A 26,079-nucleotide genomic window follows, 5' to 3' on the forward strand; every position below is an offset into this window, starting at 1 on the left:
CCCTTCTTGAACCCTTGGGGCGCTGCATCGCGTTGGTGACGCACGCGCTTTTGACGAATTCCAGATTTTTCCGGGCGGCCCTTGTTAAGCGGAGGCCGCCTCCGTATCTTCGTTCGAGCGCCGGCCGCATCATGTTCGGGCGGCGCTATTCGACAGCGGTCACGGCGGTGGCGCGCTGGGCGATGACTCATGTCCATATCTGATCGGAGCCTTGTATGAACCACTCCATCAGCCTCACCGTGAACGGTGCGCGGCGCGATTTCGTTCTCGACGATCCGCGCGTCACGCTGCTCGATCTCCTGCGTGAGCGCCTCCATCTGACCGGAACCAAGAAGGGATGCGACCGCGGCCAGTGCGGCGCCTGCACCATCCTCGTCGACGGTAAGCGCATCAATTCCTGCCTCGCGCTCGCGATCAGCCACGACGGCGCCGACATCCTCACCATCGAAGGTGTCGCACGCGGCGACCAGCTTCACCCGGTACAGGCTGCCTTCATCGCCCATGACGGCTTTCAGTGCGGCTTTTGCACGCCCGGCCAGATCATGAGCGCGATCGGCATGATGCGCGAAGGCCAGACCGGCAATGACCCTGAACGCGTCCGCGAATGCATGAGCGGCAATCTCTGCCGCTGCGGCGCCTATGCCGGCATCGTGGATGCCGTGCTCGACGCGCAAGGACAGATGGACGAATCCAACCAGAGGCGCTCCGCATGAAGCCGTTCGATTATGTCAGGCCGGCCTCGGTTGCAGAAGCGGTCGCCGCCGCCGCTCAGCCCGGCACTGCCTTCCTTGCCGCCGGCACCAATCTGCTCGACCTGATGAAGGGCGGCGTCAGCCGTCCGGATCGGCTGGTCGATGTCACGCATCTCGATGGCCTCGACCAAATCGAGACTCTCGCCGACGGCAGTGTGCGTATCGGCGCACTCGTCAGCAACGCCGATCTCGCGCATGACGCGACCTTTGCAAAATCCTATCCGGCCGTCGCCGAAGCCCTGCTCTCCGGCGCGTCAGCTCAGTTGCGCAATGCCGCAACCGTCGGCGGTAATCTGTTGCAACGGACACGCTGCGCGTATTTCTACGACACCGCCAGCCGCTGCAACAAGCGCGAGGCCGGGAGCGGCTGCGACGCCCGCGACGGCGAGAACCGCAGCCATGCCGTGCTCGGCTGGAGCGAGAATTGTATCGCCACGCATCCGTCCGACTTCTGCGTCCCGCTGGTCGCGCTCGACGCCGTCGTCGAGATCGAGGGCAGGAATGGCCGGCGCGAGATCGCGCTGGATCAACTGCATCGCCTGCCGGGCGATGCGCCCGAGCGCGAGTCCGCGCTCGAGCCCGGCGATCTCATCGTCGCGGTGCGCCTGCCGCCGGCGGCGCGCGCGTTTGCGTCGCATGCGCGCTATCTGAAGGTGCGCGAGAGAACGTCTTATGCTTTCGCCATCGTCTCGGCGGCCGCCGCTCTGCGGATCGAGAACGGCAAGATCGCGGAGGCGCGGCTTGCACTCGGTGGTGTCGCCGCAAAGCCCTGGCGCGCTCGCGCGGCGGAGGACGTGCTCAGGAACGTCGCGCCCACGGCAGACGCGTTCCAGGAGGCCGCCCGGCGTGCGCTCGAGGGTGCGAAGCCGTCGGGCGACAATGCCTTCAAGATCGAGCTCGCGCGCCGCATCGTGGTGCGCGCGCTGCTACTCGCGGCCGCCGGCACGCCTGCGCGTATCCCCGCGCTGCCGGCCTCTCCCTTTGCCTCGATCTCTGGAGCCATCCATGCCTGAGCTCAACCTCACCAGCGCGCCCGCCCATCTCAGGCACGGCTCGAATATCGGACAGCCGCTGACCCGCCGTGACGGCATCCTCAAGGTCACGGGACAGGCGACCTATGCCGCCGACAATCATCTGCCCGGCATGCTGTTCGCGGTGATCGCCGTGTCCAGCATCGCGCGTGGCCGCGTGACTTCGCTCAATGTCGCCGCGGCCAAGCGCCATCCCGGCGTCGTCGACGTCATGACGCCGGACCACAAGCCGCAGCTCGCGATCGATCCGGAGATCAAGACCAATCCGTTCGTGTTCCGGATGGAAGCGTTGCACAGCAACGAAGTCCGTTACGCCAACCAGCCTATCGCGGTCGTGATCGCGGAAACGCTGGAGGCGGCCACGGAAGGCGCGGCGCTGCTGGCGCCTCGCTACGAGACCCTGCCTCCGCTGGTCGGCCTCGACGCCGGCGAGAGTTTCGTGCCGCCCGTTGTCGGCGTCGGAAACCCCGCCGAAAATCACCGCGGCGATGTCGAGGCGGGCCTTGCCTCGGCCGAGAAGCGGATCGACGCGACTTACGAGACGCCGCCGCAATATCACAACGCGATGGAGCCGCATGCGATCGTGGTTCAATGGGATGGCGACAGGCTGTCCGTGGACATGCCGACCCAGGGTCTGATGCTGTCGCTGGCGCGCATTGCCGAACTGTTCGGCATCGCGCACGACAAGATCCACATTCGCAGTCCCTTCCTCGGCGGCGGCTTCGGCTCCAAGGGGCTGATGGGCGGTCCGCCGGTCCTCGGTATCATGGCCGCCAAGCTCGTCGGCAAGCCGGTCAAACTGGTGCTGCGCCGTGAGCAGATGTACGGCCCGGTCGGCCATCGCGCGCCGACGCGTCAGAGACTACGCATTGGCGCCGATGGCGAGGGACGTCTGACCGCGCTCGATCACCATGCGCGGACCGTGTCGAGCACGTTCGACGATTTCTACGAGCCGGCCGCCGATGCCTCGCACACGCTCTACGCGGCGCCTGCGATCCGCACCTCGCATGACGCCGTGCGCGTCAACACCGGCACGCCGCTGTTCATGCGCGCGCCGGGTGAGGCGACCGGCTCGATCGCGCTCGAAAGCGCGATCGACGAGATGGCCTGGGCCTGCGGCATGGATCCGCTGGCCTTCCGCCTGAAGAACTACGCCGAGGTCGAGCCGATGACGGGCAGACCGTTCTCCTCCAAGGCGCTGCGAGCCTGTTACGAGCAGGGCGCAGCGCGCTTCGGCTGGGCGAAGCGGTTGCTGCAGCCGCGGCAGATGCGCGACGATGCCGGCCTTCTGGTCGGCTGGGGCATGGGGACCGCGACCTTCCCGGCGCTGATGTTCCAGGCCGAAGCCCGGGCGGCGATCCGCCGCGACGGCTCCGGCGTGATGGAAATCGGCGCGCACGATATGGGGCAGGGCGCCTGGACGGCGCTCGCCCAGATCGCCGCCGACGGTCTTGGCCTCGATGTCGACCGCGTGGAGTTCAAGGCGGGGACGTCAGACCTGCCGGATGCCGGCATTGCCGGTGGCTCGGCGCACACGGCCACCGCCGGTGCGGCGATCCACAGTGCCGGAGCGGCCGTGATTGCCAGGCTCGCCGATCTCGCCACCAATGACGAACGCTCGCCGTTGTTCGGCGCCGGCAATGCCGGCGTGATCGCGCGCGATGGCAGGTTGATCCGTCGCGACGACGAGAGCCGCAGCGAGAGCTATTCCGAGATCCTGGCGCGCGCCGGCGTCGCCGAGGTCGAGGCGCGCGGCACCGGCGCGCCGAACCCTGCCGCGATGGAGGAGTATGCGATGCACGCCCACGGCGCGGTGTTCGCGGAGGTGAAGGTCGATCCCGAGCTCGGCCAGGTCCGCGTCACCCGCATGGTCGGGGCCTTCGCGGCCGGGCGCATCGTCAATCCGCGCATGGTGCAGAGCCAACTGTTCGGCGGCATGATCTGGGGCATGTCGTTCGCGCTGCACGAGGCGGCCATCACCGACCGGCGCAGCGGACGGATCATGAACGCCAATCTCGGTGAGTACCACATCCCGGTGAATGCCGACGTGCCGCCACTCGACGTGATCACGGTCGAGGAGCACGATCCGCATGTGAATGCGCTCGGCATCAAGGGCGTCGGCGAGATTGGCATCACCGGCAGCGCCGGTGCGGTCGCCAACGCGGTCTGGCACGCAACCGGCGTGCGCGTCCGCCGCTTTCCGATCCGGATCGAGGAGTTGCTGACGCAGCTTTGAGGGATAGGGCGGGGCGGGATCTTCTCGCTCCGCCGCGTCTCGTTAATGCAGCTTCTTGCGGAGCGCCTTGAGCGCCTCTCGCTGCGTTTCGATGTATTCGGCGATGGCCTTGCGCAACTCGCGCGAATGGAGCTTGTCGGCGTCGCGCTGGACTTCGTCGAGCGCGGCTTCTGCATTGGCGAGCGTGATCTTCATCTGCGAGCCCTGTTACGAAGCGGCCCCGGAGTGCCTGGGCATCCGGGCGATAACCTCAGCACCTTTTGCGCCAGGCTGCTCGGCTATGGTTCGCAATATATAGCGGTGCGGCCCGCGGAAATTGAGATGGCTCAAGCTCCGTAAGAAACCGGTGAGTCCGTAAGAGTCCGGATATCTTGTCGCGCCTTCAGAACGTCGGCGGCGTGCAGGCCGAGATCACCTCGCACGGCTTGCCGCCGACGCAGCGGAAGCGATGCGGCCGGCGGCTCTCGAAATAATAGGCATCGCCGGGATTGAGGATGCGGCGCTCGTCCTCGACGGTGACCTCGAGCTTGCCCGAGATCACGATGCCGCCTTCCTCGCCCTCATGGACGAGGTGGACGCGGCCGGTGTCGCTGCCGGGCTCGTAGCGCTCCTTCAGGATCTGCAGGCTGCGGCCGAACAGATTGTCGCCGACCTGCCGGTAGGAGATCGGCTTCTTGCCGACCTCCGTCAACTCCTCGGCACGGTAGAAGATCTTGCGCCTGGACTCCGGCTCCAGCGCGAAGAACTCGGCGAGTCCCATCGGGATGCCGTCGAGGATGCGCTTGAGCGCCCCGACCGAGGGGTTCATCTGGTTGGATTCGATCAGCGAGATCGTCGAATTGGTGACGCCCGCGCGCTTGGCCAACTCGCGCTGCGACAGCTTGTGGCGCGCCCGGATGAATCGCAGCCGTCCACCGATGTCGACGCTCATAGCCCAAGCCCTGTTGCAGGTGTTGCGGATCGCGCAAATATGCACCGGCAGCCCCAGTCGAATCAATGGCTTGCACGTCGCCAGAAAAGGACTTGTTGCGGTTCCGAAACCGTGGCTCAGCTATGGGGTCAGCAAAGGAGCGCGGCCGTGACCCTTCATCAGATTCCGAACACCATCAAGACCGACTCGTACTGGATGCCGTTCACGGCCAACCGGCAGTTCAAGAAGTCGCCGCGTCTGTTTTCCTCGGCCGAGGGCATGTACTACACCAGCGTCGACGGCCGCCAGGTGATCGACGGCTCGGCCGGCCTCTGGTGCGTCAATGCCGGCCACGGCCGCAAGCAGATCGCCGCCGCCGTCGAGCGCCAGCTGATGACGCTGGACTTCGCGCCGTCGTTCCAGATGGGCCATCCGCTGGCGTTCGACTTCGCCGAGCGGCTCGCCGAGATCGCGCCTGACGGCCTCGACCGCGTCTTCTTCACCAATTCCGGATCCGAGTCGGTCGACACCGCGCTGAAGATCGCGCTCGCCTATCACCGCGCCAACGGCCAGGCGAGCCGCACCCGCCTGATCGGCCGCGAGCGCGGCTATCACGGTGTCGGCTTCGGCGGCACCTCGGTCGGCGGCATGGTCGCCAACCGCCGCGCCTTCACCACCCTGCTGCCGGGCGTCGATCACATCCGCCACACCCATGATCTCACCCGCAATGCCTTCGCCAAGGACCTGCCCGAGCATGGCGCCGAGCTCGCCGACGATCTCGAGCGTCTGGTCGCCCTGCACGGCGCCGAGACGATCGCCGCCGTCATCGTCGAGCCGGTGCCGGGTTCGACCGCGGTGCTGCCGCCGCCCAAGAACTATCTCCAGCGCCTGCGCGCGATCTGCGACAAGCACGGCATCCTTTTGATCTTCGACGAGGTCATCACCGGATTCGGCCGCCTCGGCACGCCGTTCGCCGCCAACTTCTTCGGCGTCACGCCGGACCTGATGACGACCGCCAAGGGCATCACCAACGGCACCGTGCCCTGCGGCGCGGTGTTCGCCAGCCGCAAGATCTACGACGGCATGATGAACGGCCCGGAGAACCAGATCGAGCTGTTCCACGGCTACACCTATTCGGCGCATCCGGTCGCGTGTGCCGCCGGCATCGCGACCCTCGACATCTACAAGGACGAGGGCCTGCTCACGCGCGGTGCCTCGCTCGCCGAATACTGGCGCGATGCGCTGCATTCGCTGAAGGGGCTGCCGAACGTGGTCGACATCCGCAATTGCGGCCTGATGGGCGCGGTCGAGCTCGCACCGCGTGACGGTGCGGTCGGCGCGCGCGGCTACGACATGCTGGTCGAATGCTTCAACAGCGGCCTCTATCTTCGCACCGGCGGCGACTCCGTCGCGATGTCGCCTCCGCTTATCGTCGAGAAGAGCCACATCGACCAGATGGTCTCGATCCTCGGCGACGCCATCAAGAAGGTGGCCTGATAATTGCTCTCGCCGTTGCGAGTTGTTTCCTTGCAGCGGCGAGCGTGATGCCGCGGGAGTTTGACGAAGCGTGAAAGTTCTGATCCTCGGCAGCGGTGTCATCGGTGTCACCTCTGCCTACTACCTCGCACGTGCCGGCCATGACGTGACGGTCGTCGACCGCCAGCCCGAGCCGGCACTGGAGACCTCTTTCGCCAATGCCGGCGAGGTGTCGCCGGGCTATTCCTCGCCCTGGGCCGGCCCCGGCGTGCCGGTGAAGGCGGTCAAGTGGCTCTTGATGAAGCACGGCCCGCTGGTGATCCGGCCGAAGCTCGATCCTGTCATGTGGGTCTGGCTGCTCAAGATGCTGCGCAACTGCACCAGCGCCCGCTACGCTGTCAACAAGAGCCGGATGATTCCGATCGCGGAATACAGCCGCGATTGCCTGCGCGACCTGCGCCGCGACATCGGTATTCAATATGACGACCGCGCGCAGGGCACGCTGCAGCTGTTTCGCTACCAGGCGCAGCTCGACGGCACGGCTGAGGACATCGCCGTGCTCAAGCAATACGGCGTTCCCTTCGAGGTGCTGAGCCGCGAGGGCTGCATTGCGGTCGAGCCGGCGCTCGGCGGCGTGAAGGAAAAGTTCGTCGGCGGCCTTCGTCTGCCGCAGGACGAGACCGGCGACTGCCACATGTTCACGCAGTCACTCGCCAAGCACGCCCAGGCGCTCGGCGTGCGCTTCATGTTCAACACCGGCATCGATCGCATCGTCACCGACGGCGCGCGCGTCAGCGGCGTCGCGACCAGTGCCGGCCTGTTGCAGGCAGATAGTTACGTGCTCGCGCTCGGCAGCTATTCGTCGCAGATGGTCGCACCGCTTGGCATCTCGCTGCCGGTCTATCCGGTGAAGGGCTATTCGATCACGGTGCCGATCAAGGACGCCTCCGGCGCGCCGGAATCGACCGTGATGGACGAGAGCTACAAGGTCGCGATCACGCGCCTCGGCAATCGCATCCGCGTCGGCGGCACCGCCGAAATCTCCGGCTTCTCGGACAAGCTCTACGATGCGCGCCGCGCCACGCTCGATCATTCGCTGACCGACCTGTTCCCGCGCGGCGGCGATCTCGCCAAGGCGACGTTCTGGAGCGGCCTGCGCCCGATGACGCCGGACGGCCCGCCCGTCATCGGCCGGACGCACTACGCCAATCTCCACCTCAACACCGGCCACGGCACGCTGGGCTGGACCATGTCCTGCGGCTCGGGCCGCGTGCTCGCCGACATGCTGTCGGGCAAGAAGCCGGAGATCGACGTCAGCGCGCTGACGGTGGATCGGTACAAGCACCGGTTCGGCTAGACTCTATCCGCGTCATTGCGAGCGCAGCGAAGCAATCCAGTAACTGTCCGCGGTGACAATCTGGATTTGCTTCGTCGCAAGGGCTCCTCGCAATGACGGGTGGTTACGTCGCGAACAGCGCTACCCCGCCGCCGTCACGCAATTCACCCACAGCACCACGGACTTCGCATCGTTCGCCGGATTTGAAAACCGGTGCGGCCTTCGGCTCGCGAAGCGAAAACTGTCGCCGCTTTTCAGCGACCACGTCTCGCTGTCGACCGTCAGCATCATCTCGCCTTCGAGCACGAGGCCGGCTTCTTCACCATCATGAGTGTAGAGTTCGTCCCCGGTGGAGCCGCCGGGCTCCAGATGCACCAGGAACAGGTTGAGCTTGTTGTCGGCGCTGGCCGGGCTCAGCAACTGTTTTGACACGCCGGTGCGCCAGAGCTTCAACTCCGGCCGTTGCAGGCCGCGCGTCACCACCTGGTCGGATGCGCCGTCGGCGCTCGGGCTCGCGCCGAACAGCGCGGCGATCCCGACGCCGAGCATGTCGGCGAGCGTTGCCAGCACGCGCAGCGACGGCGAGGACAGCCCGCGCTCGATCTGGCTGAGGAAGCCGATCGACAGGTCCGTCCGCGCAGCAACCGTTTCCAGCGAGAATTGCCTGACCCGCCTGAGATCCCTGATGCGGCGGCCGACGGCGACGTCCATCGCCGGCTCGGCCACTTTGGCGACGGCTTTCACCTTGGCCGGCTTTTGCTTGGCCGGCTTTGCGGCGGTGGGTTTGCGCATTCTTTTGCCACCGCTCACGTCAAACCGCTTCCTTCATGTGCATGAAAACCGCTTGCATCGATCCCAAAAGTGTGACCAAATTTTCATATTGGTGAAAATAGGCCGAAATGGCTTGGCTCGCAACGTCTGATCACGACAATCGCGAGCGCCGCCACTGGCCGGACCCAAAGGGGGAATGCGATGAAGCGTTTTGTTCAGGCCGCAGTCGCGGCGCTCGCGATTGCCGCAGCAGTGCCGGCTTCGGCGCAACAAGTGCTGAAGGTCGGCTCGACGCCCACGGGCATTCCCTTCACCTTCCTCGACACCAAGACCAACACCATCCAGGGCATTATGGTCGATCTCATCACCGAGGTCGGCAAGGATGCCGGCTTCAACGTGCAGATCGAGCCGATGCAGTTTTCGGCACTGATCCCGTCGCTGACATCGAGCAAGATCGACATCATTGCGGCTGCGATGTTCATCACGCCGCCGCGCAAGGAGGTCGTCGACTTCTCCGACCCGATCTACAGCTACGGCGAGGGCCTCGTGGTGCCGAAGAGCGACACCAAGGCCTACGCCACGCAGGACGATCTGAAGGGCGAGACGGTCGGCGCCCAGGTCGGCACCGCCTTCGTCGACGCGCTGAAGAAGACCGGCCTGTTCGCCGAAGTGAAGGCCTACGACACCATTCCCGACATCCTGCGCGACGTGAACACCGGCCGCCTCAAGGCCGGCTACGCCGATTATCCGATCCTCGCCTACAATCTGAAGCAGGGCGGCTTCCCCGAGGTGCGCCTGGTCGACGGCTACAAGCCGGTCACGGTCGGCTCGGTCGGCATCGGCGTGCGCAAGGGCGAGACCGCGCTGCTCGGCAAGATCAATGTCTCGCTCGCGAAGCTCAAAGCCAACGGCACCATCGACAAGATCCTCGATAAATGGGGCCTGAAGGCGCAGGGTTGATCGTCAGCGTCTGATCGATGAAGGCTGCCCGATGAAAGGCTTCTGGCACGACGCCGTCGAGTTCGTCCCGATCCTGATGAATGGCGTCGCGCTGACGATCGTCGTCACGATCGGCTCGCTGCTGCTCTCGACGGTGCTGGGCCTCGTCTGGGCGATGATGCGGGTCTCCGGCATCAAGGCGCTGTCGATGCTCAGTGCCAGCCTGATCAACGTGATCCGCGGCATCCCGATCATCGTGCTGTTGTTCTACCTCTATTTCGTGATGCCCGATCTCGGCGTCACGCTGTCGGCGCTGCAGGCCGCGATCCTCGGGCTCGGCATCGCCTATTCGGCCTACCAGGCCGAGAATTTCCGCGCCGGCATCGAGGCGATCGACAAGGGCCAGATCGAGGCGGCGCAGTCGATCGGCATGGGCTGGTGGCTCACCATGCGGCGCGTGGTGCTGCCGCAGGCCGTGCGCATCGTGCTGCCGCCCTACGGCAATGTCATGATCATGATGCTGAAAGACTCCTCGCAAGCTTCGACCATCACGGTCGCCGAGCTCGCGCTGCAAGGCAAGCTGATCGCGTCCTCGACCTTCAAGAACACCAGCGTGTTCACGCTGGTGGCGCTGATGTATCTCACCATGAGCATTCCGCTGATCCTCTTGGTCCGTCACTTCGAGAAGCGGGCCGGCAAGCGATGATCGAGCTGAACGACGTCCACAAGAGCTTCGGCAAGGTCGAGGTGCTCAAGGGCATCAATGCGTCGGTGCAGAAGGGCGAGGTGGTCTGCATCATCGGCCCTTCCGGCTCCGGCAAGTCGACCATCCTGCGCTGCATCAACGGTCTGGAAAGTTACGACCGCGGCGAGATCAGCGTCGAGGGCCTGAAGGTCGACCGTGAGTCACCCTCGATCGTGAACATCCGCACCCAGGTCTCGATGGTGTTTCAGCGCTTCAATCTGTTCCCGCATCGCACGGTGCTGGAGAACGTGGTCGAGGGACCGCTCTACGTGAAGAAGGAGCCGCGTGCCGCCGCATTCGAGCGCGGCCGCGCGCTGCTCGCCCAGGTCGGACTCGCGGAAAAGGCCGACGCGCATCCGCCGCAGCTCTCCGGCGGCCAACAGCAGCGCGTCGCGATCGCGCGTGCACTTGCGATGCAGCCCAAGGCAATCCTGTTCGACGAGCCGACCTCGGCGCTCGACCCCGAGCTCGTCGGCGACGTGCTTGGCGTCATGCGCAAGCTCGCCGACGACGGTATGACCATGGTCGTCGTCACCCACGAGATGGGCTTTGCCCGCGACGTCGGCGACCGTGTGCTGTTCATCGACGGCGGCGTCATCGTCGAGCAGGGGCCAGCCAAGGCGCTGCTCAACCAGCCCCAGCATCCGCGCACGCAGGACTTCCTGCGCCGCGTGCTGCATCCGCTCTGACCGGACCTCGCCATGACGCGCCTGCCTCTGCCGCCCTCGCTCTATGCCGACACCGCCGTCGCGCCGGTTGCCACGCCGCCGCTCGACGTCGACAAAAATGTTTCCGTCGCGATCGTCGGCGGCGGCTACACCGGCCTGTCCACCGCGTTGCATCTTGCCGAGCAGGGTGTCGAGTCGATGGTGCTGGAAGCGCAGGAGCCCGGCTGGGGCGCGTCGGGCAACAACGGCGGCCACACCAATCCGGGCCTGAAGCACGACCCCGATCAGATCGAAGCCGATTTCGGCGCGGAGCTCGGTCGCCGCATGATCGAATTCGCCTACGGCACCACCAACTTCACGCATGATCTGATCCGCCGCTTCCAGATCCCGTGCGAGGCGCGCCAGAACGGCACGCTACGCGCGGCCTACAACGAAGCGAGCGCCGCCGCGATCGAGAAGACCGCGCAGCAATGCATCCGCCGCGGCATGCCGGTGACATATCTCAACCGCGAGCAGCTCCGCGAGATGTCCGGCACCGATCGTTACATCGGGGCCATGCTGGATAGAAGCGGGGGTGACCTGCATCCGTTGAGCTACGCCCGCGGTCTCGCGCGCGCGGCAATCTCCGCCGGCGCAAAGGTCTTTGGCGAGACACCGGCATTGTCGCTGCGCCGCGACGGCTCGCGCTGGCGCATCGAGACGCCACGCGCGGTGGTGCACGCGGAAAAAGTGCTGCTCGCCACCAACGGCTTCACCGATGATCTCTGGCCGGCGCTCCGCCGCACCATCGTGCCCGTGTTCTCCTCGATCGCCGCCACCGCGCCGCTGCCTGACGCTGTCGCCCGCTCGATCATGCCGACCCGTCCCGTGCTCTACGAGAGCGGCCACATCACGGTCTACTACCGCATCGATCAGCAGAACCGCCTGTTGATGGGCGGGCGCGGTCCGATGCGCTGGATCAAATCGCCCGACGACGTTGCCTATCTGATGCGATATGCCGAGAGACTGTGGCCGCAGCTGAAGGGCGTTGCCTGGACGCACGGCTGGAATAGCCGCCTCGCCATCACCGCGGATCATTACCCCCATGTGCATGAGCCCGCGGAAAACATCCTGATCTCGCTCGGCTGCAACGGCCGCGGCGTTGCGCTCTCGACCGCGATGGGCGCGCAGCTCGCCCGCCGTCTGATCGGCGGGCCGAAGGCGGAGATCGATATGCCCGTCACCGGCATCAAGCCGATCCCGATGCACGCGTTCTGGCCCGTTGGCGTGACGACCGCAGTGATCGCGGGCCGCGTACGCGACCGGCTCGGCATATGAAGAAGGCGCCGCCCGCTTCTAGGGCGACGCCTTGCTGCGTTTCGGATCAAGCCTCAGCAGCGACCCTGCTTCCACAGGCCGGGCGGGCAGCCGTAACCGCGCCAGCCGACCTTGCGACCATGGTGCCATCCGGGCGGCGTGCCATGGTAATGATGGCCCATCTTATGACCATGACCATGACCGCCACCATGGCCGCCCTTGGCCAGTACAGGGCTTGTCAGTGTGAGGCCAGCCGCAACGATCAGCGACGCGGCGAGCGCAAGTTTCTTCATTGTGTCCTCCAGTGGGGCGAGCGCACTTGTCCATTCAATGAACGAACGATGTGCAGCTAGGTTCCCTGCAAATGTGGAGGAGTCGTGACGCTCGCGCTGATGCGCAAGCGCGCATCGGCTCAACGCGCGCTGGCATCATCTCGCAGCGGTGCGTCCCTCAGCCTTCCGCCACCGCATCGGCCCAAGGCTGGAAGATCTCGACCGCGCCGGAATTCGTGTCGCCCTCGCGCATCACCACGCTCGGGCAGGCGAATTTCTGCGGCAACGTCTGCACGCGGCTCTCTTCATAGTTGAAGCGTGCGGCCAGGGCTTTGCGCACCTCAGCCGGCAGCCGCGCATCGCCAATCACGATTGCGCCCTCGCTGGCGTCAATGCGCGGCTGGTGAATGGCGGCATCGAGATCCATGCCGAAATCCATCGCAAAGGACACGAGCTGCGTCACCGCCGGAAGGATGCGGCGGCCGCCGGAGGCGCCGACCGCGAGCCGCTTGCCATCCTTCGTCTCCGCGATGACGGGCGTGTAGTTGCAGAGGCAGCGCTTGCCGGGCGCAAGCGAGTTGGTCGTGCCCGGCGTCGGATCGAACCACATGATGCCGTTGTTCATGGCGATGCCGGTGTGCGGCGTGACGTATCTCGAGCCGAACGACGAGAGCAGCGTCTGCGTCACCGCGGCGATGTTGCCGTGGCGGTCGACCACGGAGAAATGCGTGGTGCAGGCGGGCGCCAGATATTCGGCACCGAGCGAGCGCTTGCCGTCGGCATCGCCCATGTCCTTGAGCCGCTCGCGGAAGGCTGCTTGCAGGGCGAGCGCATATTCGGCATACGCGGCCGCGTCCGGCGTGCCTGCCGGCTTCAAATTCTGCTGCAGCAGGCGCAGCGCATGCGCCATGGTCGGGCCGGCCGTGAGCTCCGGCGTCGCAAACACCTTGCCGCCGCGATACGGGATCGCCAGCGGCTCGCGCAAATGCGCGCGGAAGGCGGCGAGGTCCTCGACCGACAGCGAACCGCCGTCGGCCTTGATGTCGGAGGCGATGCTCCTGGCGAGATCACCCTGATAGAAATCGCGCGGTCCGGCGTCGGCGAGATGCGACAGCGTTGCCTTCAGCGTATCCTGCGGCAGCCGCGTCTCGGCCTTGATACCCCAGGGCGCGCTCGGTGGCAGCCCGTCCTTCAGGAACGCCGCCGCGCTCGCGGGATAGCGCCTGAGATCGGCGGCCGAGCCCGAGATCGTCACCGTGGTCCACCAATCGACCAGCAGGCCTTCGCCGGCGAGACTGGCTGCCGGCGCGACCAGATCCTTCCACGGCATTCTGGCGTAGCGGCGATGCGCCTCTTCCATCCCGGCGACGACGCCAGGCACGGCGATCGAACCGGGGCCGTGGATGTTGCGATCGTCCTTCACCCGCGGCCAGGGAAAGAGATCGGAGGCTGCGCCTTCGCCGCTGAGCGGGTAGTCGGCAGCACGCAGACTCTGTGGCGCACACATGCCGTAGTCGATCACCTCATAGCGATTTTCCTTGGCGCGGTAGAGCACCATCGCACCCCCGCCGCCGATGCCGCTGTTCCAGGGCTCCAGCACGTTCAGCGCCATGGTGGTTGCCACGATCGCGTCCACGCAGTCGCCGCCCGCCGCGAGCGCCTGTGCCCCCACTTCGGCCGCTCGGCGCGATTGCGAGGCGACGATGCCGCCCTTGGAGGTGACGGCGAGCTTGCGGACGTTTTGGTTCAGGCTGAACTGATGAGGCATGATGTCGTCTTGATGTTCTGTGCTGTATTTTATGATGGCTTCGTTGCGCTGACTTGCTCCGCAATTGGCGAAGCGCGCGGACCATGGCACATTGCGGTCAACGAGAACATCAAAAGGGAGGCGCGGCATGGCTGGTGTGAAACAGGCGCGGGATGGCGCGGTCGGGATCTTGACCCTCGACGAGCCGGCGAGCCTGAACGCAATGACGCCGGACCTGCTCGGCGCGCTCGCCGCCGCCGTCGCGGAGATGACGACGAAGGAGGACGTCCGCGCCCTCATCCTGACCGGAGCCGGGCGCGGCTTCTGCTCGGGCCAGAACCTGAAGGCCTCGGAGGCGCTCGGCGAGGATATCGCCGCTGGCGTCATGCGCTTCTACTGGCCGGCCTTCAAGGCCTTGCGCGAGTGCCGCGTGCCCGTCGTGGTCGCCGTCAACGGCGTGGCGGCCGGCGGCGGCTTTAGCCTGGCGATGGCCGGCGACATCATCGTCGCGGCGCGGTCGGCGAGCTTCATCCAGGTGTTCAGCCGTATCGCGCTGGTGCCCGATCTCGGCTCGACCTGGCTGCTGCCGCGGCTGGTCGGCCGGCAGCGCGCGCTCGAGCTGATGCTGCTGAACGAGCCGCTGACGGCGGAACGCGCCCAGGAGATTGGGCCGGTGCGGCAGGTCGTCGACGATGCCAAGCTGATGGACGAGGCGCTGGGGCTGGCCCGCCGCCTCGCCGAGGGACCGACGCGCGCCCTGGTGGCAACGCGCGCGCTGATCGAGGAGAGCGAGCATGCGACCTACGAGGCGCAGTTCCGCCGCGAGATCGAACTCCAGGCCACGATCCGCAAGAGCGCAGACGCCGTCGAAGGCCGCAATGCCTTCATCGAGAAGCGCAAGGCGATGTTTACGGGGAGGTGAGGGAGGGGCTGCTCCGCAATCTCGTCATGCCCGGGCTTGACCCGGGCATCCACGTCTTTGCATCCCAGAACGTGGATGGCCGGGACAAGCCCGGCCATGACGATGCTAGGGAGATCGGTGGGAAAGCGGTGAACCCGACAGCGCTCAGCGCATGCGGTCCAGCCGGCCGGCCTGATGCTTGGCGTGCCATTTCGGACCAGGCCCGCGCATGTAGTGCAGCTCGGGGCGGTAGGGGTTGCCCGCGACACGGATCAGCGTCTGCCATTTGACGGCGACGAAGCTCAGGGGCTGGCGGAGGAGGCTCAGGGAAGCGATCAACATGGCATCACCCTCAATGCGGCTTGCCGAGCATGGCGGTGAAGGGGAGATCGAAAATCTCCTCGCCATCGTCGTCGCTGACATGGATCACCCAGTCGCGCCAGTCTTCGGCACCGGGGGTCTGGATCATCGAGTTCATGATCTGGGCGGCGTGGTCGCGCGCCTCGGTCAGATTGGCGACGACGGCGCCATAGCGGTCGATCAGCGTGCCCTCGGTGTTGGAGCAGTGAAAATAGACCTGGACCATGAACGCCTCCTGTAGAAAGCGATTGGGATGGCAGATTGATACCACCTCTGGCATTCGCGAAACATTCGGGTCGAGCCCGGTAAGGGAATTTACGGAGGTTGGTCGCCACCAATGCCGCAACGGGTTTGATCACAGGCAGGTGATGACTGGACGCAGCACGGTCGTCATGGAACAAGCGTCCCGGGAAGAGGGGGGCCACCGTGAACCAGTTTACATTCGCAGGCGAACGGCGAAATCTGCGCTTGGTTGCTGCGGTGTTGGCCGGCGTGCTGCTCGGCTTCGTTCCGGCTTCGTCCGAACCGATCAGGAAGAGCGGCTATGCGATCGGCGCGGACGTTTGCGGCAGCGGCGATCTCGCTTTTCCCCGGATCCAGATCGACATGAAGGCGGAGTTTTGCGCCGGCCTCGTCGCCAGCGAAGAGGATCATCTCAAATTTCCGCGTGCGATCGTCCAGGTGCCGGGCCGCGACCTGTTCGTAGTGGCCGACATGGGCGGCTGGGGTCACGCCGATGGACGGCTGCTGCTGCTCGACCCGCACGCGCCACAGGGTCGGCGTTTCAACGAGCTATTGACCGATGTCGAATATCCGTTCGGGCTGGTGATCGGCCCCGACCGGAAGCTCTATGCCTCGACCGCAGAGACGATCTTCCGCTTCGATCCGCTCGCCGACAATCCGCGCGGCACGGTAGAGACCATCATCCGCCACATGCCTGGCAGGCGGATCAGCTTGCCCGGCAGGACCAGGATCGACGAGAGCGCGCATCCGCTCAAGCCGTTCGTCTTTGACCGGAATGGGCGGCTGTTCGTCAATATTGGCTCGCATAGCGACGACTGCGTTACGCCCGCACCGATCACGAGGCCTTGCGCGGCCGCCGAGGGCGCGTCCGCGATGGCATCGATCTGGCTGTATACGCCGCCCGCAGGCGGCGTCTTCGCGGCATTGAAGCCTGGCGATCCCGATCCGCCGCACACCGTCTATGCGCGCGGCTTGCGCAATTCGATGGCGCTGGTGCTGCACCCGATGTTTCCGAATGCCGGTTACGCCTTCCTGCAGGCCGAGAACGGTCGCGATCTGCCTGACATCTTAAAGCCGAACGAGGAGATCAACGCGGTCGAGCAGGGCAGGCATTATGGCTGGCCCTATTGCTACGACCTGTCGACGCCGAGTCCCGAATTCAGGCTCGTGCTGCAATCGGGGATCTACAAATCGCTCTGCACGGCCAACGCGCTCTACAAGGCGCCGCTCTCGCTGCTGCCGCCACACGGTGCGCCGCTCGCGATGATGTACTATCACGGCGGCAAATTCCCGGAGCTTGATGGCAAGCTGCTGGTCGGCCTGCACGGCTATCGGCCGACCGGCAGCCGCCTGCTCGTCTATGACATCGACGATCACGGCTTTCCCAAACCTGCCCCGGCACCGGTGCGCTATCACGTCAGTTGCGCAGCCGACCCGACCCGCAGCTTCCAGACCGATACCGGCGAGGTCGCCGCTGCGCCGTTCCAGGAGCTGATTGCAGGTTGGCATCGTGTCAATGGCGCGCGGCCGCAAGGCGCCCCGGTCGGCATGACGGTGGCCGAGGACGGCGCGATCTGGCTGGTCGAGGACAAGAACAAGACCGTGATCCGCATCGACCGCGCCGCGGGCGATGGGCCTCAGCCGCTCCCCTGCGACATGCGCAGCCAGGCCATGATCGACCAACTCGCGGCGTTCGTCGCCGGGGACGCGCAGAACAGCGCCCGGCTCACAATGCTGCGCAAGGGTCTCGTCGAGAAGCATTGTGTCGGCTGTCACTCCGATTTCGGTCTGACGCCGGGCCAATCGGAGACGAAGAAGGACGGGGCCGTGCTCCGCTTCATGCTGTCGCAAGACGGCTGGATCTATCCGGGCGATCCCGACGCCGGCAGGCTGCGCACGCGCCTGCGCGGCCTTGGCGCGGAGAAACTGATGCCGCCAGGCGGCGAGAACCTGCCGAAGACCGAGCCCGGCTACAAACGTCTGCTGGATGCGGCGGATCTGCTCGTTGCGAAAATGGTTCCGGGCACGCGGATGCGGATCAAATCCGGTCCGCCGCAGCGCAAATTCTATGGCAGGACGAACAAGGAATGCGGCGAAATACCGGCCGCCAAGGTCGTTGTCGTGACACAAAAGCGCGCTGTAGACAAACCCGGCTTCAGCCGCTTCTTTCGGCCGGCCGATCCCTATCTGAATGGCGAGTGCACCGACGGCGATGGCTATTACATCCGGCAGGAATTTCTGGTGCCTGTGCGGTAGCGTTGTTCTCGTCATTGCGACCGCGTCCGCCCGGGCCGACACCAAGCTGTTCGAAAGCGTGCAGGTGACGCCTGCGGGCGAATACACGTTCGGCATCGAAGGGCCGGCCGCTGATCTCGACGGCAACCTCTACGTGGTCAATCTCGGCAAGCCCGGCACCATCGGCAGGCTGCCGGCCGGCGGCGCGGCGTCGGAGCCATTCACGGTGCTGCCCGAAGGCAGCGTCGGCAATGCCATCCGTTTCGATCGGAACGGCACCATGTTCATTGCCGACTACAAGAAGCACAACATCTTCGCGATTCCGAAGGGCGCGACCGAGCCGGCCGTCTGGTTTCACGCCGGCGACATGAACCAGCCGAACGACATCACCATCGCGCGCGACGGCACGATCTATGCGAGCGATCCGAACTGGAAGGGCCGCCAGGGACACATCTGGCGCATCGCCAAGGAAGCCGACGGTACGGTGCAGGGCCGGGTCATGGCTGCGCCGCGCGCGATGGGCACCACAAACGGCATCGATCTCAGCCCGGACGGCAGGACGCTCTATGTTGGCGAGTCCAGCAGCGGCCAGATCTGGTCCTATGCGATCAACGGCAACGAGCTCACCGGGGCAAAACTCGTCAAGTCGTTTCAGCCCGACACCGTCGACGGTCTGCGCACCGACGTTGCCGGCCGTCTCTATGTCGCGCGCATTCTCAAAGGCACGATCGCGCTGATGAAGCCCAGTGGCGCCGTCGAGCGGGAGGTCGCGCTGAAGGGCAAGGAGCCGACCAACCTCGCCTTCGGCGGCAGCGACGGCAAGACCGTCTTCGTCACTCAGCGCCAGGGTGGCTTCATCGAGTCCTTCCGCACTGACCAGCAGGGGCGCGAGCACTGCCTCCAGCGCGGACGCTGCTGAGCCCGGCCGTTCAAAGGCGGTCTCCTTGGCGTGCAGAACGGTGGGGGTGAGGGCGGCATTCTTCTTGCTTGCATCCGGCCGCCGCAGGGATCAAGAAATCTGTGGCAACCCTTAGAGCATGCGATCACGGAGTGTTTGAGTGAAAGCCGTCCATACCGAACTGCACCGCAGCCACGATCCGCAATTCTTCCTGGTTCGCGGTGTCGTCAAGCGCACCACCGAGCAGCCCGAGCGCGCCGACCGCCTGCTCAAGGGATTGAAGGACGGCAAGCATCAGCTGGTCGAGCCGACCAAGTTCGGGCAGGGGCCCCGCGCGCGCATCCACAGCCCGGAATATCTGTCGTTCCTGAGCGAGGCCTGGGACGCCTGGACGGCGCTCGGGGATTCCGGCCCGGAGATGATCGGTAACATCCATCCGGTGCGCCATGCCGCAACCTATCCCACCCACATCGTCGGCAAGCTCGGCTGGCACACTGCCGACACCGCGGCGCCGATCGGGCCGGGCACGTGGGCGGCGGTCTGTGCCGCGACCGATGTCGCAGTCACCGCCGCGCAGATGGTGATGGACGGCGAGGACGCGACCTACGCGCTGTGCCGTCCGCCCGGCCATCACGCCTATCGCGACATGGCCGGCGGCTTCTGCTTCCTCAACAACAGCGCGATCGCGGCGGCGCATCTGCGACAGAAGCACGAGCGCGTCGTGATCCTCGACGTCGATGTCCATCACGGCAATGGCACGCAAGGCATTTTTTATGCTCGGCCGGACATCTACACGATCTCGATCCATGCCGACCCCGTCGCGTACTATCCTTACGTGTGGGGCTATGCGCATGAGCGGGGCGAAGGGCCCGGTCTCGGCACCAATCTCAACATTCCCCTCGCCATCGGCACCGGCGATGACGGCTACATGCAGGCGCTGGACCTCGCGCGCAGGGCGATCGAGTCGTTTGCGCCCGGAGCGCTCGTCATCGCGCTTGGTCTCGATGCTTCTGAGCACGACCCGCTGAAGGGATTGGCCGTCACCACGCCTGGCTTCCGCCGCATCGGCCAGGCCATCGCGAGGATGGGCCTGCCGACCGTGTTCGTGCAGGAAGGCGGCTATCTCTCGGATATCCTTGGCGCGAACCTGACGTCGGTGCTGGCGGGATTCGAGGAAGCGAGGTGAGCCGTCCGCCTCTCCCCGCTCGCGGCAGGACAATCGCATATGGCAGTGGGGGCCGCGGGACGAGCCGGGCCCGCATGGTTCGAGACGCCCGTTTTGGCGGGCTCCTCACCATGAGGGTCTGATATCTCGCCGCAAAACGCGCCCTCATCCTGAGGGCCCGCCGGAGGCGGGTGTCTCGAAGGATGGCCACAGGCGAGTTTCCCGCCGCGTTTCCTCATATGCGATTGCCCTGCCGCTCGTGGGAGAGGGAGAAGGCTTCAAAACATCCCGCTCGCCGCGAGCGCCTTGCCGACATGCCGCATCTCGGTCTCGTCCGCGACCATGTCGAGCATGATCGTGGTCAGGCCGTTCGCCGCAAACTCCTTCAGCTTCGCGCCGATCTCCTCGTAGCTGCCGACGAGATATGGGCAGTCGGCCTGGAAAGTCAGGAACGGCAGCAGCCAGTAGCCGTTGTCCTGAAGCTCGCCGCTCTGGCCCTCATAGAGCCGCCGCTTCCACACGGAGTCACTGTTCTCTACGGTGAGCGCGAGCAGCTCACGATCATCGGGATTGTCGCGGAAGCGTGCCTTTGCGGCCCGCCGAGCCTCGTCCCGGCCCTCGCGCGCGAATATTCCAAAGTTCAGGCCTGATACGTCGAGCCCGCGATCGAGATCGGGCGGCAGCATCTGCATCTTGATGCAGCCGGTCTCCTTCGCGATGCGCTGGGCCGCCTCGGATTGGCCGGCGATCAAGAACTCCGGCATCAGCTCCGCGGGCAGGCGCGGACGAAGTTGCAGATTGCTGGCGCGGTAGAACCGGCCTTCGAAATTCACGGGCCGCGGGCTTACCAGCAACTGGTGCGTCAGCGCGACGAATTCACCGAGCCGAACGTAACGATCGGCATGCGATTGGTCGTCGCCAAGTCCCCGCAAGTCGCTGATCGCCGTTCCCGTGATCATGTTGAGATAGACCTTCCGGCCGTAGAGCTGCGAAGGACGAAACGAATTTCGCGGTCGTGAACGGGTGCATATAGACCGGATTGACGGCGATCAGCGGCGAGCTCCGTGTCGTCTCTGTCATGATGTGCTGGGCCATCGCCCAGGGCTCGACGAACACGTCGTTGCCTTCGAACAGCAGGATGCCTTCGAAGCCGTAGCGGTCGGCGAATCGGGCCACCCGCATCAGCTCGCCGATATAGGCCTTGGGATCGCGGTTGCGTGAAATCGCGGGAAAGACGCGCAGCCGCGGCGGCATCATTCAGCCGCTTGCTGGAGCGGCCAGGCGTGGCGGCTGATGGGAAGGCCGCCGGCCGCACGGGAGCCGTCGGCGATCGCGAGGCGGTGCGAGGGCGATGGCGAGCACAGCGAGAAGCGCCAGCCGTCCGGATCGTCGACGATGTCCGGCTTGAAGCTGATCTCGATGGCCTTGCCCGACACCTGCATCGCGAAGGCGTCGAGCGGCAGATTGAGTCCAAAGCCCCTGGCCTTCAGATAGGCCTCCTTGAGCGTCCAATAGTCGAAGAAGCGCTCGATGGCCGCGGGCTCCGGCAGTCCGCGCAGCGTTTCGACCTCCTCCGGGGCAAAGAAGCGGAGCGCGGTGGACAGCGGGGCGACGCGCCGCGACACGGCTTCGACGTCGACGCCGACGGCCTCATGCCGCGACACCACGCAGGCGACGCAGCCGTCGGCATGCGACAGGCTGAAATGCAGCGCTGTCGAGGTGACAGGCGCTGCGACAAACGGCCGCCCATAGCGGCCCGCGGCAAAGGACCAGTCGGAGGGGGCGACGTTGCGCGCGACCTGCGATAGCGCGAGGCGCAGCATGGCGTGTGCGAAGATGTATTGCCGTCGGTGCCGCTCGAACATGAATCTATCGGCCCGGGCCCGTTCGTCGACCGAGAGCAGGCGCCGGCACGCCTCGGCCGCGCCCGGGGCGTCAAAGGTCTCGATCAGCCCGACAAAGAGTTCAATTCTGTCGTCCGCCATCAATTGGGCCCATGGCGTCAGGCGAGGCCAATCCCCGGTCCCGACGGAAAATTCAACTGAGCAAGAATCACCAAGTGGACTGTTCCTAACGATCCACCCAGGCGAATTCTTGTCGATTTGCAGGCCGGTTTACAGGCGCAAGCTTGTGCGAGACCCCAACTCGACCAGCGAGCGGCCACGACCGAAAACTAAAAATCGAAAACGAAAGACCGAAAGTCAAAGTCCGAAAACTGAAAGCCGAACATTGAAGTCTGGAGATTTCTGCAGCGTCGGCCGGCGAATTTTACTTCTTTTTCTTCTTGGCCTTCTTCGACTCACCCAGGATGGAAAGACTGGCGTCGACCTCCTTCAGTGCCGACTGCAGCTTCTTCTCGTCGGTCAGCAGCTTCTGGAGGGCCTTGCGGTCCTTGTCGCTCAACGAGGTGCCCTTGGTAAATTTGATGAAACCCATAATACTCCCCCGGTTGAAAATAGTCGCCCAAATCAAACTGCGGGAACAATCTTGCGCGGCGACACCGAATAATCAAGACGCAACTTGATCATTCACAGGCTTGGCCGTGAATCCGTACAGCCGGCCGAGCGGCGTGTTGGGTTGAGCGATGGCCGCCGTCAGCAGCGCGACGAGATCCTCCATCCACTCGCCGACCATTCGGCCCTCGAGCAACTCGCGCTTGTAGTTGCATGAGCCGGTGATGCCGGTCGGCCGCTCCTTGAGCATCAGCGACAGCCGGGTCTGGTCGATCGGCAGCACCGGCTGGCCTTCGCGCGCGATGTTGCCGATCGATGCTGTCGCGAGATCCGGCAGATCGAGCGGCTGGCGCAGCGGATTCTGCAGCGTGAAGTAGACCTGCAGCAGCGAGGCCGGATCGATCCCCTCCTGCTCCAGATGGTCGGCCAGGATGTTGAACGGCAACTCCTGCCGCGCATGCGCATCGAGCACGCTCTGGCGCACCCGCATCAGGGCTTGTGCGAACGACAGCTCCGGCGTGATTGTCGTACGGACGATCACCGTGTTCTCGAACGGGCCGATGATGCGGTCGGTGTCCGGCTGGGCACGATTGGCCATGGAGGTCGCGACCGCGATGTCGGTGCGGCCCGTCCGCGCCAGCAGCATGCCCTTCAGGCCGGTGAGCAGGCACATGAACAGCGTGCAATTGTGCCGGCCGGCGAACGCCGTGAGCCGGCCGACCAGTTCACGCTCGAGGCTGACCGGATGGTGGCCGGTGGATGCGCCCGGGCGCGCTTCGCCGTCGAAGACGGGGCCCGCTCCGCGCAAATTCTCCGTCCAGTCTGACGCCTGGGTTGGCGATCAGCGATCCCGTCGCGACGTCCTCATGCGAGGTGTGGCGGAACAACAGGCACTGGAAGGCGGCCAGCAGCGTCATGAACGGTGTGACGCCCTGGGTCTGGCTCAGTGCGCGCAGGTCACCCGACAGCGTCTTGGAAAGTTCGAGATAGTGGCGCGCGCCGTGACCGCTCCAGATCCCTGGCCTAGGCCTGTCGGTTCGCAGCGGCAGTGTGGTGACGCCGTGGAGCTGGGCCCTCCAATAATCGAGCTGCTCCTTCGCCGCCGGCGTCTGCGCCCAGCTCTGCTGCCAGAGCGCGAAGTCGCGATACTGGAAGGCAGGCGAAGGCAGCGTGACCGGACGCTTCATGCGCGCCGCGGCGTAATGGACGGCGAGATCCTCCCAGAACAGCCGCTGCGACCAGCCGTCGGTGACGAGGTGATGGACGTTGACCACCAGCGCATGGCTGTGCTCGTCGAACGACAGCAGTGCGACCTTCAGCGGCGGCTCGTGGGACAGGTCGAACGGATGTTGTGCGAGCTTGAGCGCCTCGCGCCGGACCGCCGCGAGCCGCTTGTCCGCAGGGCAGGGCTTGAGCTCGATGCGCTCGAACTGCGACGGCGATGACTGCACAAGCTGCACCGGCTCGCCCAGACGTTCGATGAAGACCGTGCGCAGCGCCTCATGGCGCGCACAAATCGCAGTGAGGCTCGCAGAAAGCGCGGCGACGTCGACCGGGCCGCTGAGAAGCGCCACTTCGACGACATTGTAATTGTAGCGGGTCGGGTCGAGCCGCGAGAGCACGTACATCCGCTGCTGCTGGAACGACAGCGGTGCATCTGCGCCCGCAGGCGGTGCCAGGCCGGCAGCGCCGTCTCGCGCCGGCTTGCGGCGGTATCGATCCGGGCCGCAAGTGCTGCGACCGTGGTGCAATCGAAGATGTCCTCGAACGAGAAGTCGACATTGAAGCGTTCGCGCAGGCGCGAGCGCATCTGCGTCACTGCGAGCGAGTCGGCGCCGAGCGCGAAGACGTCCTGGTCGACGCCGACCTGCGGCAACTCCAACAGGCCCTCCCAGATTTCGGCGAGCTGGGTCTCCAGCGCATTGCGCGGCAGCCGGGTCTCGTCCCTGCCGTCAACTGCTGCAATGTGTCCGGCCAGCACATTGCGTTGAACCTTGCCGCCGGCGCCTTTCGGCAGCGCCGCGACGCTGCGGATCAGGCTCGGTACCTTGTAGGCTGCGAGCCGCTTTCGTGCGAACTGGCGTAGCTGTTCGGAGGTGGCCTCGGAATTCGGCCGCAGCACCACGACGGCGGCGACGTTCTCGCCGAGCTTTTGGTGCGGGATGGCGAATACGCCGGCCTCCAGCACCGCCGGATGGCCGAGCAGAACTTCTTCCACCTCCAGCGGCGATATCTTCTGACCGCCGCGGTTGATGACATCCTTGATGCGGCCCACGATGAAGAGATAGCCGTCGGCATCGAGATAGCCGAGGTCGCCGGTCCGAAACCAGCCATGGCGGAACGCAGCCTGCGTCGCCGCCTCGTCATTGCAATAGCCGCGGCTCATGTTTGGCCCGCGCAGCATGATCTCGCCGCGCGCGCCGCTCGCAAGCGTGCGGCCCGTCTCGTCCATGATCGCGATCTCGGGGCCGGCGGCGCGGCCGACCGATCCGACCTTCCGCAGCTCGAACGGATTGGCCGCGATCTGCGAGGCCGCCTCCGTCATCCCGTAGGTCTCGAGCACGGGAACGCCGAACGTCGCCTCCAGCCCTCGAAGAATCGCAGGCGCGAGCGAGGCCGAGGCCGAGCGGATCACGCGCAGCGACGACGGTCGGGCATGGTCCGGGTTCGCCTCCGCCGCCGTCAGCAATGCGCGATGAATGGTCGGCACCGCCGTGTACCAGGTCGGTTGCAGCTCCCGCATCCAGCCGAAGAAGGACGAAGAATCGAAGCCATCGGTGCAGATCACGCTGGAGCCAGCGGCCAGCGCAGTGAGAAGGCCGGAGATCAAGCCATGGCATGAAACAGCGGGAGGACGTTGAGCAGGCGATCGCGCGACGTGAGCGACAGCACATGGCCGGCATTGTAAGCGGACAGGCAGACATTGCGATGCGTCAGCGGCGCCATCTTCGGCCGCGCCGCCGTGCCCGACGTCAACAGGATGAACGCATCGTCGTCCCCGCGCGAGGGGCCGCTCGTGCTCGCCGGCCCGACCGACGGGCCGATGAACGCGCAGCCGCCGAGATCGTCTTGCGGCCCCGGCACGAAATCGATCACCGCGATATCGAGCGCCCTTGCGACGTCGCGGCTCGCGGAGTTCACGTCGGCCCGGGTCACGAGCGCCGCCAACTTCAATTCGCTGAAATAGCGTTGCAGCTCGTCCGCCGTCAGATCCGGGTTGACGGGGACGCAAACGGCGGCCGACGCGACCGCGATCAACGCCAGTGCGCTGTCGGCGCCACGCGGCAGCGCAACTGCAATGCGGTCCGCGGGCGCGATGCCGAGCCCGCGCAGCGTCCGGATCAGATCCTGCGTCCGGTTGCCAAGGGCGCGGTAGTTGAGAACCGGCCGGCCAGGGGCGAGGAGTGCGGGCGCCGCGGTGTCCTGCGCGCGTAGAATTCGAGAAGGCCGCTGATATGCGCGAATATTTTCGTTTCGGCCGTCGTACCGGCTGATCCTTCGTTCGCTCCGGATGCAATGTCCGACAACGCCATTCCCTTTTGATCCGATTGAGCTATTCTTCCAAGAAGTTGGGGAACGGGTCCAGTCTGAGGTGAAGTTTGAGCCCCAAAATCTGTGGTTGAGGGGCATCGGAGCCCTTCGACG

General features: G+C 65.6%; 23 protein-coding genes and 2 pseudogenes. 13 read left to right on the forward strand and 12 right to left on the reverse strand.

Annotation, left to right across the window (positions count from 1 at the left end; genetic code table 11):
* The first annotated feature begins 215 nt into the window (after window positions 1-215).
* From ABIG06_RS20010 to ABIG06_RS20020, 3 genes are read left to right on the forward strand one after another with little or no spacing between them, the layout of a single operon-like run.
* Entirely contained in the window at window positions 216-713 is a 498-nt protein-coding gene (locus tag ABIG06_RS20010; protein WP_124161056.1) for a (2Fe-2S)-binding protein, read from the forward strand.
* A complete protein-coding gene (locus ABIG06_RS20015) occupies window positions 710-1,765 on the forward strand; it encodes an FAD binding domain-containing protein (protein ID WP_370138318.1) in 1,056 nt (351 codons plus the stop codon). The genes ABIG06_RS20010 and ABIG06_RS20015 overlap by 4 nt, the downstream gene beginning before the upstream one ends.
* Entirely contained in the window at window positions 1,758-4,019 is a 2,262-nt protein-coding gene (locus ABIG06_RS20020) for a xanthine dehydrogenase family protein molybdopterin-binding subunit (RefSeq protein ID WP_370138319.1), read from the forward strand. Before ABIG06_RS20015 ends, ABIG06_RS20020 begins: the two co-directional genes overlap by 8 nt.
* 42 nt (window positions 4,020-4,061) lie before the next feature.
* Here the strand turns inward: ABIG06_RS20020 and ABIG06_RS20025 are convergent, their stop codons facing one another.
* Complete coding sequence (locus tag ABIG06_RS20025; protein ID WP_283084201.1) at window positions 4,062-4,214, reverse strand: hypothetical protein; 153 nt, start codon at window positions 4,212-4,214, stop codon at window positions 4,062-4,064.
* A 187-nt stretch (window positions 4,215-4,401) separates the two neighbouring features.
* Window positions 4,402-4,950, reverse strand: a complete 549-nt coding sequence (locus ABIG06_RS20030) for a cupin domain-containing protein (protein ID WP_028180135.1) — start codon at window positions 4,948-4,950, stop codon at window positions 4,402-4,404.
* Between the two features lie 147 nt (window positions 4,951-5,097).
* Between ABIG06_RS20030 and ABIG06_RS20035 the strand changes: the two genes are divergently transcribed.
* Window positions 5,098-6,426 carry an aspartate aminotransferase family protein gene (locus ABIG06_RS20035; RefSeq protein ID WP_370138320.1) on the forward strand — a complete coding sequence of 443 codons (1,329 nt, stop codon included), beginning with the start codon at window positions 5,098-5,100 and terminating at the stop codon, window positions 6,424-6,426.
* A 70-nt stretch (window positions 6,427-6,496) separates the two neighbouring features.
* On the forward strand, window positions 6,497-7,762 hold the full coding sequence (locus tag ABIG06_RS20040) for a D-amino acid dehydrogenase (RefSeq protein ID WP_370138322.1): 1,266 nt from the start codon (window positions 6,497-6,499) through the stop codon (window positions 7,760-7,762).
* A gap of 120 nt (window positions 7,763-7,882) precedes the next feature.
* On the opposite strand, the gene ABIG06_RS20045 is transcribed toward ABIG06_RS20040, so the two are convergent.
* Window positions 7,883-8,533, reverse strand: a complete 651-nt coding sequence (locus tag ABIG06_RS20045) for a helix-turn-helix domain-containing protein (RefSeq protein ID WP_370138324.1) — start codon at window positions 8,531-8,533, stop codon at window positions 7,883-7,885.
* A 180-nt stretch (window positions 8,534-8,713) separates the two neighbouring features.
* On the opposite strand from ABIG06_RS20045, the gene ABIG06_RS20050 reads away from it, so the two are divergent.
* The 4 genes from ABIG06_RS20050 to ABIG06_RS20065 are packed head-to-tail and all read left to right on the forward strand — an operon-like array spanning window position 8,714 to window position 12,181.
* Window positions 8,714-9,472, forward strand: a complete 759-nt coding sequence (locus tag ABIG06_RS20050) for an ABC transporter substrate-binding protein (RefSeq protein ID WP_124161062.1) — start codon at window positions 8,714-8,716, stop codon at window positions 9,470-9,472.
* 31 nt (window positions 9,473-9,503) lie between these two features.
* Window positions 9,504-10,157 carry an amino acid ABC transporter permease gene (locus tag ABIG06_RS20055; protein WP_370138326.1) on the forward strand — a complete coding sequence of 218 codons (654 nt, stop codon included), beginning with the start codon at window positions 9,504-9,506 and terminating at the stop codon, window positions 10,155-10,157.
* On the forward strand, window positions 10,154-10,885 hold the full coding sequence (locus ABIG06_RS20060) for an amino acid ABC transporter ATP-binding protein (protein ID WP_424578377.1): 732 nt from the start codon (window positions 10,154-10,156) through the stop codon (window positions 10,883-10,885). The genes ABIG06_RS20055 and ABIG06_RS20060 overlap by 4 nt, the downstream gene beginning before the upstream one ends.
* Before the next feature lie 12 nt (window positions 10,886-10,897).
* Window positions 10,898-12,181 (forward strand): NAD(P)/FAD-dependent oxidoreductase, encoded by a 1,284-nt coding sequence (locus ABIG06_RS20065; protein WP_370138327.1) that lies wholly within the window; start codon window positions 10,898-10,900, stop codon window positions 12,179-12,181.
* A 53-nt stretch (window positions 12,182-12,234) separates the two neighbouring features.
* Here the strand turns inward: ABIG06_RS20065 and ABIG06_RS20070 are convergent, their stop codons facing one another.
* Together ABIG06_RS20070 and ABIG06_RS20075 are read right to left on the reverse strand one after the other, a co-directional pair.
* Window positions 12,235-12,453 carry a hypothetical protein gene (locus tag ABIG06_RS20070; protein ID WP_370138328.1) on the reverse strand — a complete coding sequence of 73 codons (219 nt, stop codon included), beginning with the start codon at window positions 12,451-12,453 and terminating at the stop codon, window positions 12,235-12,237.
* Window positions 12,454-12,610: 157 nt separating this feature from the next.
* Entirely contained in the window at window positions 12,611-14,200 is a 1,590-nt protein-coding gene (locus ABIG06_RS20075; protein WP_424578378.1) for a gamma-glutamyltransferase family protein, read from the reverse strand.
* A 127-nt stretch (window positions 14,201-14,327) separates the two neighbouring features.
* On the opposite strand from ABIG06_RS20075, the gene ABIG06_RS20080 reads away from it, so the two are divergent.
* Window positions 14,328-15,101 (forward strand): enoyl-CoA hydratase-related protein, encoded by a 774-nt coding sequence (locus ABIG06_RS20080; RefSeq protein WP_370138331.1) that lies wholly within the window; start codon window positions 14,328-14,330, stop codon window positions 15,099-15,101.
* Window positions 15,102-15,245: 144 nt separating this feature from the next.
* Here ABIG06_RS20080 and ABIG06_RS20085 read toward each other — a convergent pair whose 3' ends face one another.
* Together ABIG06_RS20085 and ABIG06_RS20090 are read right to left on the reverse strand one after the other, a co-directional pair.
* Window positions 15,246-15,422 (reverse strand): hypothetical protein, encoded by a 177-nt coding sequence (locus tag ABIG06_RS20085; protein WP_199751614.1) that lies wholly within the window; start codon window positions 15,420-15,422, stop codon window positions 15,246-15,248.
* A gap of 10 nt (window positions 15,423-15,432) precedes the next feature.
* The gene (locus ABIG06_RS20090; RefSeq protein WP_124161069.1) at window positions 15,433-15,666 is read right to left on the reverse strand and encodes a DUF6894 family protein; all 234 of its coding nucleotides are present in this window, start codon (window positions 15,664-15,666) and stop codon (window positions 15,433-15,435) included.
* A 200-nt stretch (window positions 15,667-15,866) separates the two neighbouring features.
* Here ABIG06_RS20090 and ABIG06_RS20095 point away from each other — a divergent pair, with 200 nt between their 5' ends.
* The 3 genes from ABIG06_RS20095 (at window position 15,867) to ABIG06_RS20105 (ending at window position 20,002) form a co-directional block, all read left to right on the forward strand.
* The gene (locus ABIG06_RS20095) at window positions 15,867-17,939 is read left to right on the forward strand and encodes a PQQ-dependent sugar dehydrogenase (protein ID WP_370138333.1); all 2,073 of its coding nucleotides are present in this window, start codon (window positions 15,867-15,869) and stop codon (window positions 17,937-17,939) included.
* Entirely contained in the window at window positions 17,896-18,837 is a 942-nt protein-coding gene (locus ABIG06_RS20100) for an SMP-30/gluconolactonase/LRE family protein (RefSeq protein ID WP_199751617.1), read from the forward strand. Before ABIG06_RS20095 ends, ABIG06_RS20100 begins: the two co-directional genes overlap by 44 nt.
* 139 nt (window positions 18,838-18,976) lie before the next feature.
* The gene (locus ABIG06_RS20105) at window positions 18,977-20,002 is read left to right on the forward strand and encodes a histone deacetylase family protein (protein ID WP_370138334.1); all 1,026 of its coding nucleotides are present in this window, start codon (window positions 18,977-18,979) and stop codon (window positions 20,000-20,002) included.
* A 257-nt stretch (window positions 20,003-20,259) separates the two neighbouring features.
* On the opposite strand, the pseudogene ABIG06_RS20110 reads toward ABIG06_RS20105, so the two are convergent.
* The 5 genes and pseudogenes from ABIG06_RS20110 to ABIG06_RS20130 form a co-directional block, all read right to left on the reverse strand.
* Window positions 20,260-21,238: pseudogene (locus tag ABIG06_RS20110) on the reverse strand (LLM class flavin-dependent oxidoreductase).
* Window positions 21,235-21,966, reverse strand: coding sequence for a 4'-phosphopantetheinyl transferase family protein (locus ABIG06_RS20115; RefSeq protein ID WP_124161074.1), 732 nt, complete (start codon window positions 21,964-21,966; stop codon window positions 21,235-21,237). The pseudogene ABIG06_RS20110 and the gene ABIG06_RS20115 overlap by 4 nt, the downstream one beginning before the upstream one ends.
* 283 nt (window positions 21,967-22,249) lie before the next feature.
* Window positions 22,250-22,417, reverse strand: a complete 168-nt coding sequence (locus tag ABIG06_RS20120) for a hypothetical protein (protein WP_370138335.1) — start codon at window positions 22,415-22,417, stop codon at window positions 22,250-22,252.
* 72 nt (window positions 22,418-22,489) lie between these two features.
* Complete coding sequence (locus ABIG06_RS20125; RefSeq protein WP_370140879.1) at window positions 22,490-23,107, reverse strand: condensation domain-containing protein; 618 nt, start codon at window positions 23,105-23,107, stop codon at window positions 22,490-22,492.
* A 124-nt stretch (window positions 23,108-23,231) separates the two neighbouring features.
* A pseudogene (locus tag ABIG06_RS20130) lies at window positions 23,232-25,967 on the reverse strand (AMP-binding protein); the annotation flags it as partial.
* Between the last annotated feature and the right edge of the window lie 112 nt (window positions 25,968-26,079).

This window comes from Bradyrhizobium sp. USDA 326, assembly GCF_049739485.1.
GTDB lineage: Bacteria > Pseudomonadota > Alphaproteobacteria > Rhizobiales > Xanthobacteraceae > Bradyrhizobium.

Excerpts from the sequence above, each read along its gene's own strand:
- ABIG06_RS20010 (WP_124161056.1), top strand. The coding sequence starts at position 216 with ATGAACCACTCCATCAGCCTCACCGTGAACGGTGCGCGGCGCGATTTC.
- ABIG06_RS20015 (WP_370138318.1), top strand. The coding sequence starts at position 710 with ATGAAGCCGTTCGATTATGTCAGGCCGGCCTCGGTTGCAGAAGCGGTC.
- ABIG06_RS20020 (WP_370138319.1), top strand. The coding sequence starts at position 1,758 with ATGCCTGAGCTCAACCTCACCAGCGCGCCCGCCCATCTCAGGCACGGC.
- ABIG06_RS20025 (WP_283084201.1), bottom strand. The coding sequence starts at position 4,214 with ATGAAGATCACGCTCGCCAATGCAGAAGCCGCGCTCGACGAAGTCCAG.
- ABIG06_RS20030 (WP_028180135.1), bottom strand. The coding sequence starts at position 4,950 with ATGAGCGTCGACATCGGTGGACGGCTGCGATTCATCCGGGCGCGCCAC.
- ABIG06_RS20045 (WP_370138324.1), bottom strand. The coding sequence starts at position 8,533 with ATGCGCAAACCCACCGCCGCAAAGCCGGCCAAGCAAAAGCCGGCCAAG.
- ABIG06_RS20050 (WP_124161062.1), top strand. The coding sequence starts at position 8,714 with ATGAAGCGTTTTGTTCAGGCCGCAGTCGCGGCGCTCGCGATTGCCGCA.
- ABIG06_RS20055 (WP_370138326.1), top strand. The coding sequence starts at position 9,504 with ATGAAAGGCTTCTGGCACGACGCCGTCGAGTTCGTCCCGATCCTGATG.
- ABIG06_RS20060 (WP_424578377.1), top strand. The coding sequence starts at position 10,154 with ATGATCGAGCTGAACGACGTCCACAAGAGCTTCGGCAAGGTCGAGGTG.
- ABIG06_RS20065 (WP_370138327.1), top strand. The coding sequence starts at position 10,898 with ATGACGCGCCTGCCTCTGCCGCCCTCGCTCTATGCCGACACCGCCGTC.
- ABIG06_RS20070 (WP_370138328.1), bottom strand. The coding sequence starts at position 12,453 with ATGAAGAAACTTGCGCTCGCCGCGTCGCTGATCGTTGCGGCTGGCCTC.
- ABIG06_RS20075 (WP_424578378.1), bottom strand. The coding sequence starts at position 14,200 with ATGCCTCATCAGTTCAGCCTGAACCAAAACGTCCGCAAGCTCGCCGTC.
- ABIG06_RS20080 (WP_370138331.1), top strand. The coding sequence starts at position 14,328 with ATGGCTGGTGTGAAACAGGCGCGGGATGGCGCGGTCGGGATCTTGACC.
- ABIG06_RS20085 (WP_199751614.1), bottom strand. The coding sequence starts at position 15,422 with ATGTTGATCGCTTCCCTGAGCCTCCTCCGCCAGCCCCTGAGCTTCGTC.
- ABIG06_RS20090 (WP_124161069.1), bottom strand. The coding sequence starts at position 15,666 with ATGGTCCAGGTCTATTTTCACTGCTCCAACACCGAGGGCACGCTGATC.
- ABIG06_RS20100 (WP_199751617.1), top strand. The coding sequence starts at position 17,896 with ATGGCTATTACATCCGGCAGGAATTTCTGGTGCCTGTGCGGTAGCGTT.
- ABIG06_RS20115 (WP_124161074.1), bottom strand. The coding sequence starts at position 21,966 with ATGGCGGACGACAGAATTGAACTCTTTGTCGGGCTGATCGAGACCTTT.
- ABIG06_RS20120 (WP_370138335.1), bottom strand. The coding sequence starts at position 22,417 with ATGGGTTTCATCAAATTTACCAAGGGCACCTCGTTGAGCGACAAGGAC.
- ABIG06_RS20125 (WP_370140879.1), bottom strand. The coding sequence starts at position 23,107 with ATGTGCCTGCTCACCGGCCTGAAGGGCATGCTGCTGGCGCGGACGGGC.